This window comes from Haloferax sp. s1 (assembly GCF_058382125.1).
Genome location: NZ_JBZRPK010000243.1, coordinates 1 through 2288, shown reverse-complemented (window position 1 = coordinate 2288; position 2288 = coordinate 1). Strand labels below are relative to the sequence as shown.

The 2288-nt window shown below is 64.2% G+C and carries 1 protein-coding gene and 1 pseudogene; both read right to left on the bottom strand.

From position 1 onward, the window contains the following. Positions 1–1020: pseudogene (locus tag QT222_RS02225) on the bottom strand (YihY/virulence factor BrkB family protein); the annotation flags it as partial. Between the two features lie 66 nt (positions 1021–1086). Beyond that, positions 1087–2217 (bottom strand): tRNA (guanine(26)-N(2))-dimethyltransferase, encoded by a 1131-nt coding sequence (locus tag QT222_RS02220; protein WP_004058350.1) that lies wholly within the window; start codon positions 2215–2217, stop codon positions 1087–1089. Positions 2218–2288 lie beyond the last annotated feature (71 nt).

Sequence of the window (2288 nt, the reverse complement as noted above, 5' to 3'; positions counted from 1 at the left end):
GTCCGCACGGGGTTCTTCTCCCAGCAATGCCATCTCCTCGAGGTTGGGAGCACCACGCGGGGAGACGGACGCGCCGGTTGGGTGCTCGTCGTCGGCGTCCGCGCCCTTCCGTGGGCCATCTGTGTCACCTCGGTCGTCGCTCATATCCGTACGACCGTCATGTCGAACTCCCGTATGTTGTACCTGCCGGTCCATTCCGCCGGGTCCCCCCGGGCGGTCGTCTGGTTCTGTGCGTCACGTACTGTTGACCACCCCGGCGGTGACGGCGTTGATGACCGCACCGAAAAGGAGGATGAGGCCAGAGAAGTAGAACCACGTCACGAGGAGCAAGATTGAGCCCAGCGCGCCCGCGACGGACGACCCGGCGACCTGCGCGTAGATACCGAAGCCGATGCCGAGTGCGGTCCAGCCGACCGCCGCAAAGACCGTTCCTGGAACGACCTGTCGCGCCGAGAGACCCACATCGGGAAAGACGTAGTACAGTGGGAAGAACGCCGCACACAGCGTGAGAAGCAAGAGAAGCGGCGAGAGAAACTGGACGAACGGCACCTGAAGAAAACTGAGAAGCGCGGTCAAGGCTGCGACACCGAGGGTCCCGAGACCGATGCTACCGAGGGCAATACTCCCATCACGGAGTTGGTCGACAAGGCCGCCCGCTTCCGAGCCATAGATTCGTGAGAAGGCGATGTCGAGGCCGCGAAAGAGTTTCAGTGCACCCCAAAGAGTCAGACCGAGACTGACCGCTCCGACGCTTCCCTGTCCGGCTCGGTCCGACAGCGCTTCCTCGACAAGGCCCTGTCCTGCCGGAAGCAGATACTGGTCGACAATCGATTGCAGTTGGGTTTGGAGTGCCTCGCCGCCGACCGCAGTCGTGACGACGACGCCGAGGACGAGAAGCGGAATGAGCGAGACGAGCGTATAGTACGAGATACTCGCCGCGAGAAAGGAGATTTCCTTTTCCCGAGCCGTGTCGATGATGGCCCGGGCCACAGGAACGACAGTCCGAATCTGAGCACTCACGTATCATGAAAACGACACCGAGAGCAAAGAAGCTAGCCCGAAAACGGGCGAAGTTGACCCGATAACTCAGGCTTCCGGGTCGAGTGCGGCAGTTGCCTCACGAATCTCCGCGACTGTTGCGTCGGTCTTGAACGCGGTACCGTGGTAGTGAGCGGGCGTGGCGTCGAACCCGGCGTCGCGGAGCGTGTCGATGAATTCGTCCATCTTCGAGGCCGAGCGGCCCCAGAGTTTGCAGAGGCGGTGTTGGTCGAAGTGCGTCGGGGTGTCGAGTTCGACAGCGAGGGTGTCGAGGAGTTTGCGGGCGCGTTTCGCGGTGCCGAAGTCGTCAGTTACCTCGTCGCGGACGGAGTCGACGAATTCGGGTTCCGAGACGGGACCGAGCCAGATGGGTCCGGCTTCGAGGATGCGAGTCGACCCGCAGTTCGCGCACTCTTCGGGCGGGTGTGCGACGAGCGAGTATTCGGCCTCGCGATGGAGACAGTCCTCGCAGTGGTAGACGAAACCGGTCGATTCGAGGAGTTCGTCGGCTTTCGTCGCTCGCTCGTCGAGTTCGAGGTAGGCCCGCGCGTAGTGACGGGTCGCATGCGAGAGAATCGGGACCGCGGCCTTGTCGTAGCGAGCGGCGGTGCGGACCATCGCGCCGAGGAGCACGCGGAGACCCATCTCGGGGTGGTAGTCGGTGTTCTGTGGGAGACAGCCGTACTTTCGGATGCCGCTTTTCTGGTGTGCGCCACAGAGCGGCGCGGTGTCGGTCGCGGTGACGCAGACGAGGTCGCGCGTGTTGGCGAACGCGGGGTCGGCAAAGGGAATCGGCGTGCCGAATGGGTCGAGGTCGACCACGTCGAAGACGGAGTCGTACATGAGCGCGTTGGCGTTTCGGAGGACTGCCTCGCCGCCGTTGCCGGCGCGGTCGAGGTTGTGCTGGGCGAGTTCGACGGCGTCGGCGTCGAGGTCGGCGCAGGTCACGTCGTAGCCCTCGGCGGCGGCGCGGACGCCGCGGATGCCGGAAGCAGCCATCGCGTCGAGGTAGGACTCGGCGCGGGGTTCGCGCTCACTGAAGGCCCGGAGGACGGCCACCGTCACGTCTCGGTTCAACTCCTGTGTGGGGTTGTAGAAGACATCGTCACCGGTCCCCTCGGATGCCCCGTCACGGGCATCAGGCACCTCGATTTCGACGCCTCCCTCGCTCACGTGCATACCCGGAGTCGCCCGCGCGGGCGGAAACCGGCTGCGATGCGTCGTGGGGTGCTCGCAAATGCTAGCTACCG

Excerpts from the sequence above, each read along its gene's own strand:
- QT222_RS02220 (WP_004058350.1), bottom strand. The coding sequence starts at position 2,217 with ATGCACGTGAGCGAGGGAGGCGTCGAAATCGAGGTGCCTGATGCCCGT.